This window comes from Burkholderia sp. E168m23 (assembly GCF_016586125.1).
In the GTDB taxonomy this organism is placed as follows: Bacteria; Pseudomonadota; Gammaproteobacteria; order Burkholderiales; family Burkholderiaceae; genus Burkholderia; species Burkholderia orbicola.
The window spans coordinates 1-7,063 of the sequence record NZ_BCPP01000299.1; the positions used below are offsets into that span (position 1 = coordinate 1).

Below are 7,063 nucleotides of genomic sequence, written 5' to 3' on the forward strand. Positions count from 1 at the left end.
CGGCGTCGACATCGGGCAGCGCGCGCGGCAACTGCGCGGAATCGAGCTCGACGATCTTGATCTTCTTCGGGTTCTCGGCGATGTCGAGCGGCGTCGCGTTCACGCCGTTCGCGCCGACGCCCGGCTTCAGCTTGATCACGCCGTATTTCTGCAGCAGCAGCAGCGCGCGGTTGCCGTTCGACGGATCGTTCTGGATCCCGACTTTCGCGCCGACCGGCAGATCCTTCAGCGACTTGATCTTCTTCGAATAGAAGCCCATCGGCGCGGTGTAGGTCAGCCCGACGTTGACGATCTTGTAGCCGCGCTGCTTGATCTGGCTGTCGAGGAACGGCTGGTGCTGGAAGCCGTTCGCATCGAGGTCGCCCGCATCGAGCGCCGCGTTCGGCTGCACGTAGTCGTTGAATTCGATGACCTTGATCGCGAGGCCTTCGCGCGCGGCGACCTTCGTCACTTCGGTCCAGATTTGCGCGTCGGGGCCGCTCATCGTGCCGATCTTCAGCGTTTGGGAGTCGGCGTGCGCGCCGGGCGCGGCGAATGCCAGCGCGGCGGCGAGTGCGCCGAGGCCGGTCAGGATCGAACGTCGCATGTGGTGTCCTCTTGTCCCGTGTCAATTGTTGGAGGACGGATCGTGGCACGAGGCTCCGGACGCTGCCAACCAAGCTTATTTCATGTGCATATTCCGGATCGGAATCGAATGACAGGCGAATTCGGTATAACCACCAATGGCACAACCGGGCAGAATTTAGGGCCTGCTTGCATAGGGAACGTGCATGCGAATGCCTGAAATCGCTCGCAGGGCCAGGAGTGAGGAGCGCCGTTTGGCCGCGCCAAACAAGCGACGAACGACGCCGCCATGCGGGCGATTTCAGGCATTCCCGTGGATTGAATTTTTAGTTTGGGGTTGCCACGAGAACGGCCGCTCGCCGCGTTGCGCTCCTTGCGAATACGCGAGTATTCGCGGCGTCGCGCGCCTCGCGAGCGGCCGTTCTCGTGGCAACGCATGCACGTTCCCTATGCAAGCAGGCCCTAATGTCGCATCGGCACCACACATTCTTCATATGACAGTCGCTGTCATATTCATTACGTGGCCCGCCGATAAAGTTGCGCCGGTCCGTGAAAGCGCCCATAGAGAGCGCCGGAACCGCAACTGGACACGCCATTTATTCGCTCGGAGAATCCTTTGAACAAGAAACTGTTGACCATCGCCGCCCTGGCAGCAACGGCCGGCACGGCGCACGCACAAAGCAGCGTGACCCTGTACGGCGTCATCGATGCCGGTATCAGCTACGTGAACCACAGCAAGACCGCCAACGGCGGCACGGGCAAGCTGTTCAAGTACGACGACGGCGTGGCCCAGGGCAGCCGTTGGGGCCTGCGCGGCACCGAAGACCTCGGCGGCGGCCTGAAGGCGATCTTCGTGCTCGAAAACGGCTTCAACAGCGGCAACGGCACGATCGGCCAGGGTGGCGCGATCTTCGGTCGCCAGGCCTACGTCGGCCTGAGCCAGTCGCAATACGGCACGGTCACGTTCGGCCGCCAGTACTCGTTCTCGACCGACATCCTCGGTTCGAACTACTCGACGGGCGGCAACACGGTCGCGGGTAACTACGCGTACCACGTGAACGACATCGACCAGCTCACGTCGAGCCGCATCAACAACGCCGTGAAGTTCCAGAGCGCGAACTACTCGGGCTTCACGTTCGGCGCGTTGTACGGCTTCTCGAACTCGACCGACTTCGCAGGCGCACCGGCCACGACGACGGGCACGACGACGACCGCGGGCTCGTCGCGCGCATACAGCTTCGGCCTGAACTACGCGAACGGCCCGGTCTCGGTCGGCGCGGCGTACACGGACATCCGTTACCCGAGCCAGTCGACGCCCGGCTTCTCGACGACGATCGCGAACCTGAGCACCGGCAACGTCCGCGACCTGCGCACGTACGGCGTGGGTGGCCGCTACGTCTGGGGCCCGGCAACGGCATGGCTGCTGTGGACGCGTACGCAGTTCTCGACCGTGTCGGGCGCGGGCGGCACGTTCTACAACGCGTATGAAGCAGGCGCGAAGTACGCCTTCACGCCGGCACTGTCGGGCGGCCTCGGCTACACGTACACGAACGCGACGCAGAACGGCAACTCGTGGCACTGGAACCAGGTCAACGGTATCGCCGACTACGCACTCAGCAAGCGTACGGACGTGTACGGTCTGGTCGTGTACCAGCAGGCTTCGGGCAAGGGCGTGCAAGCGCAGATCGGTTCGAGCACGAGCTACTTCAATACGTCGGGTACGGGTTCGAAGAACCAGATCGCCGCACGTATCGGTATCCGCCACAAGTTCTAAAGCATCCGCTTAACTGTCCGCGTCACGCGCGGATCACGACGGCAAGAAGCGCCCCGCTCCACGCGGGGCGCTTTTTTATAGGCTTTTAAGTTTCGCTTAATTCTGGGCTGAGAGGATGCTCTCACCCCCCCTGTTGGCCGCCTGAGCATCGGCGGCTTTTTTTTTAAACGCCGACGGCGCCGCCATCGATTGCCCACAAGACAGGATCGGAGGCCATGATGATCGAAGATACCGTTTTCAGCCATCTGCACGCGATTCTGACGTGCCAACACTCGCTGCCGGTCCAGAGCTGCCGCGTCTCGGTTGAAATGCAGCGCCCCTGGGGCCGCCCGTATCGCCTCGTCGAATGGACGATGCATCTCGACGCCCCCGCGCGGCGCCAGATCGTGCCGGCCGAATCGACCGACGAAGAGATCGCCGAGGTCGTCGCGTCGCACGTGCCCGGCCGGCTCTACGGCGACGGCCGACTGCAGTTCTGAACGCATTTTCGCTCCCCCGCTTCCCGTCTGTCGGCCACGCCGCACGCATCGTGCGGCAGTCGGTCTCGTTTGACGCGGCAACGAAACCTGCTACGCTGCGCGTTTTCGTCCACGCAACACACGATGGAAAACGCATTCAACGAACGTGGCGTCATGGTCACGCGCAACGGCCTGTCGGCCGCCGGGCAGGTATTCTCGCTGCGTGACATCCGCCACGTCGACGTCGTCAAGATTCCGAAGAACCGTCTCGTGCCGTCGCTGATCTCGCTGATCGGCGCGGCCATCGCCGTCGCCGGCGGCATCGGCGCATCGAGCGCCGCGCTGGTGGTCGGCGTGATGCTCGTCGTCGTCGGCTATCTCGCGTGGGCCACGCAGGACATCACGTACCGGCTGATGGTCGAGATGCCCGACGGCAAGCGCGAAGCGCTGTCGAGCGTCGACGCCGAATTCGTCGAACGCGTCGCGCAAATCGTGCGCGATGCGCAGTCCGCCACCGCGGCCGGCTGATTTTCCTTCGCATGCGGCCCGCGCCGGTTCGCGCGGGCCGCACATACTCGCGGCGAATATCGGCTCGCGCGGCGTGCGCGTCGCATCGCATACCGCCCGCCGCCCCGCACGCACCTCGCCTCCACGGCGGACGCCGACCGCCTAGTATGGAAGGAGCGGCTCCCCGCCGCATCGTCCGAGGAGGCCAGCATGAACGCTCAATCGCTGTCCGGCATGCTTCGCGCGCAGGAACTGCTGATCGTGTCGATGATCCGTGCGCTTCCCCCCGACACGCGCCGTGCGCTCGTCGAGCTCTACACCGAACAGATCGCGTTCGCCGAACAGGCCGGGATCGAGAGCCATGGCGATCGCGCCACGCACGACGCGTTCATCGCGCATGCGCGCAACCTGCTGATCCGCATCGAAGCGCTGGCCTGAGTTTCTCGAAGACCTTCCCCACGGCTCGCCCGAGCCGCGCCGGCGAGTGCTCACTCGCACGAGCCGTTTTGCGTCCTTGAATTGATAATGATTCTCATTTACACTGGTAAAGTTGTCAGTTGCCTTTCAAATCGCCGTTTGCCGCTTGCCGCGCGCAAACGGGCCAGCCAGGTGAACGCGTCACCCAGCCAGCCTTCGGGCTTGTTATCGTCAATGGGAGACCACCTGTGCATTGCTATACGCTGGCGCGGCGGCCGATCTGTGCCGCGCTGTTCGGCGCGTTCGGCCTGTCCGCCGCCCCGGCTCACGCCGATTCGTCGCCGCAAGGCGCCCCCCCGCCTTCCGCCGTCCTGACCGCCGCATCCGCGCGCGGCGAGGCGGCGCTGCTCGATCCCGTCACCGTCACGGCCACCCGCACCGCCACCGCGGCGAGCCGCACGGCGGCGTCCGTGTCGGTGATCACCGACGAGGATCTCGAAGAGCAACAGGCCACCAATATCAAGGACGCGCTGCGCTACGAGCCGGGCATCACGGTGCGCCGCACCGCGTACCGGCCCGGCAGCGCCGCGCTCGGCGGCGGCCGCGACGGCGATTCGAGCATCAACATCCGCGGCCTCGAAGGCAATCGCGTGCTGCTGATGGAAGACGGCATCCGCCTGCCGAACGCGTTCTCGTTCGGTCCGCTCGAAGCGGGCCGCGGCGACTACGCCGATCTCGACACGCTCAAGCGCATCGAGATCCTGCGCGGGCCGGCGTCGGCGCTGTACGGCAGCGACGGCCTGACCGGCGCGGTGAACTTCATCACGAAGGACCCGCGCGACCTGCTGTCGATCTACCACAAGCCTTACTACTTCTCGTTCCGGCCGAGCTACGACTCGACCGACCGCAGCATCGGCGCGACCGTATCGGCCGCGGGCGGCAACGATCGCATCCAGGGGATGATCATCGCCGACGGCCGGCGCGGCCACGAGGTCGACACGCGCGGCGACAACAATTCGGCGAGCACGCTGCGCACGACGTCGAATCCGCAGGACGTGTATTCGGAATCGCTGCTCGGCAAGCTCGTGCTGACGCCCACCACACGCGACACGATCAAGTTCACCGCCGAAACGGTGCAGCGGCGCGTGAGCACCGACGTGCTGTCGGCGATCAATGCGCCGGCCACGCTCGGCCTCACGACCCACGACCGGCTCGAGCGCAACCGCTTCAGCGTCGACTACGACTTTCGCGACGACGCGTTCCGCTGGTTCCAGACCGCGCACGTGCAGTTCTACTACCAGGACGCGAAGCAGGACCAGTACGCGTTCGAGACGCGCGGCAGGCTACCCTCGCGTTCGCGCGACAACCAGTACAAGGAACGCACGTTCGGCGGCGCCGCGTTCGCCGAAAGCGGCTTTTCGACCGGCCCGCTCGCGCACAAGCTGTTGTACGGCGTCGACGGCAGCCTGTCGCGCGTGACGAACCTGCGCGACGGCACGGTGCCGGGCGTCGGCGAAGCGTTCCCGAACAAGGCGTTTCCCGACACCGACTACACGCTGTTCGGCGCGTTCGTGCAGGACCAGATCGGCTACGGCCGCCTGCTCGTCACGCCGGGCCTGCGCTTCGACACGTACCGGCTGAGCCCGACCGAAAACGATCCGCTGTTCACCGGCAAGGCCGTGTCGACGAGCGCCAACGAGCTGTCGCCGCGCGTCGCCGTGCTCTACGAAATCACTCCAGCGGTCATTCCGTACGTGCAGTACGCGCACGGCTTCCGCGCGCCGACGCCCGACCAGGTGAACAGCAGCTTCTCGAACCCGGTGTACGGCTACACGTCGATCGGCAATCCGAACCTGAAGCCCGAAACCAGCGACACGTTCGAAGCCGGCCTGCGCGGCAAGGCCGGCACCGGCTACGGCGTCGTGCGCTACAGCGCGGCCGCCTTCACCGGCCGCTACCGCAACTTCATCTCGCGTACGACGCTCGCCGGCAGCGGCCGGCCGGTCGACCCGTTCGTGTTCCAGTACGTGAACTTCGCCGACGCGCGCATCCACGGCCTCGAAGGCCGCGCCGAATGGGTGATGCCGAACGGCATCACGCTGAAGACGGCGATGGCGTTCACGAAGGGCTCGACGCAGAACGACGGCGCGGCGAGCCAGCCGCTCAATACCGTGAACCCGTTCTCGGCCGTGTTCGGCGTGCGGTACGAGCCGACCGAACGCTGGTTCGTGCAGACCGACCTGCTGTTCCAGGCCGCCAAACGCGACAAGGACGTCGACAAGTCCGACTGTTCGAACAAGGCGTGCTTCACGCCGCCGTCGTCGTTCGTCGTCGACCTGCGCGGCGGCTATCGCTTCAACAAGCACGTGAGCGCGACGATCGGCATTCGCAACCTGTTCGACCGCAAGTACTGGAACTGGTCGGACGTGCGCGGCATCGCGGCCGATTCGCAGGTGCTCGACGCATATTCGTCGCCCGGCCGCACGGTCGCCGTCAGCATGAAAGTGGATTTCTGATGCGCGTTGCCCGCGCGCCCACCCCAACCGTTACTCGAAGGAGTCCGACATGATGCAATCCGCCCTTCCCGGTCAATCCGCCACGCCGGCCCGCGCGGCCGCCGCGCTGCGCGACGCGTTCATCAAGCTCAAGACCGAGCGCCAGTTGCGCAACCGCGACGTCGCGCAGGCGCTCGGCGTCAGCGAAGGCGAGGCGCTCGCCGCGTTCGTCGGCGAGCACGTCGTGCGGCTCGACGCGCGCTTTCCGGCGATGTTCGAGGAAATGCCGCGCCTCGGCCGCGTGATGGCGCTGACGCGCAACGACACGGCCGTCCACGAAAAGGATGGCGAGTACGCGCAGATGAGCCACGACGGCCCGATCGGCCTCGCGCTCGGCGACATCGACCTGCGCATCTTCTATCGTCACTGGGTGTCGGCGTTCGCGGTGCGCGACGAGACCGCGCACGGCCCGCTGAAGAGCCTGCAGTTCTTCGATGCGCAGGGTCACGCGATCCACAAGGTCTACCTGCGCGCGCACAGCGATCATGCCGCGTACGACGCGTTCGTCGAACGCTGGCGCGCGCCGTCGCAGGAGCCGGGCCTCGAGGTCGTGCCCGCCGCCCCGAAAACGCCGGAGCGCGCCGACACCGAAATCGACGTCGCGGGCTTTCGCGCCGCATGGGACGCGATGACCGACACGCACCAGTTCTTCGGCATCACGCAGCGCTTCGGCGTGAGCCGCATGCAGGCGCTGCGCCTCGCCGATCCGCACTACGCGTATCCGGTCGAAACCGCGCATGCGTTGCGCCACGTGCTCGAACAGGCGGCGAAGAGCGGCCAGCCGATCA

At 65.8% G+C, this 7,063-nt stretch carries 7 protein-coding genes; 6 read left to right on the top strand and 1 reads right to left on the bottom strand.

All coding sequences use genetic code 11. The features are described from left to right. Positions 1 to 586: MetQ/NlpA family ABC transporter substrate-binding protein (locus tag JMF90_RS16865; protein WP_201325246.1), on the bottom strand; the 586-nt coding region annotated here is incomplete at its 3' end. Positions 587 to 1,180: 594 nt separating this feature from the next. Here JMF90_RS16865 and JMF90_RS16870 point away from each other — a divergent pair. The 6 genes from JMF90_RS16870 to JMF90_RS16895 all read left to right on the top strand — a co-directional run. Beyond that, positions 1,181 to 2,338, top strand: a complete 1,158-nt coding sequence (locus tag JMF90_RS16870) for a porin (RefSeq protein ID WP_011694874.1) — start codon at positions 1,181 to 1,183, stop codon at positions 2,336 to 2,338. A 218-nt stretch (positions 2,339 to 2,556) separates the two neighbouring features. After that, positions 2,557 to 2,817: a DUF2866 domain-containing protein gene (locus JMF90_RS16875; RefSeq protein ID WP_011548992.1), complete on the top strand. Its 261-nt coding sequence runs from the start codon at positions 2,557 to 2,559 to the stop codon at positions 2,815 to 2,817. Positions 2,818 to 2,940: 123 nt separating this feature from the next. Beyond that, positions 2,941 to 3,324, top strand: coding sequence for a DUF6232 family protein (locus tag JMF90_RS16880; protein ID WP_011548991.1), 384 nt, complete (start codon positions 2,941 to 2,943; stop codon positions 3,322 to 3,324). A gap of 189 nt (positions 3,325 to 3,513) precedes the next feature. Further along, positions 3,514 to 3,741 (top strand): hypothetical protein, encoded by a 228-nt coding sequence (locus tag JMF90_RS16885; RefSeq protein WP_006480384.1) that lies wholly within the window; start codon positions 3,514 to 3,516, stop codon positions 3,739 to 3,741. Positions 3,742 to 3,968: 227 nt separating this feature from the next. After that, positions 3,969 to 6,236: a TonB-dependent hemoglobin/transferrin/lactoferrin family receptor gene (locus JMF90_RS16890; protein WP_011548990.1), complete on the top strand. Its 2,268-nt coding sequence runs from the start codon at positions 3,969 to 3,971 to the stop codon at positions 6,234 to 6,236. A gap of 49 nt (positions 6,237 to 6,285) precedes the next feature. Beyond that, positions 6,286 to 7,063 (top strand): ChuX/HutX family heme-like substrate-binding protein (locus JMF90_RS16895; protein ID WP_201325247.1); only part of this gene is annotated, 778 nt, incomplete at its 3' end.

What these genes read in the sequence shown, in the direction of transcription:
- JMF90_RS16875 (WP_011548992.1), top strand. Translation starts at nt 2,557, where the DNA reads ATGATCGAAGATACCGTTTTCAGCCATCTGCACGCGATTCTGACGTGC.
- JMF90_RS16880 (WP_011548991.1), top strand. Translation starts at nt 2,941, where the DNA reads ATGGAAAACGCATTCAACGAACGTGGCGTCATGGTCACGCGCAACGGC.
- JMF90_RS16885 (WP_006480384.1), top strand. Translation starts at nt 3,514, where the DNA reads ATGAACGCTCAATCGCTGTCCGGCATGCTTCGCGCGCAGGAACTGCTG.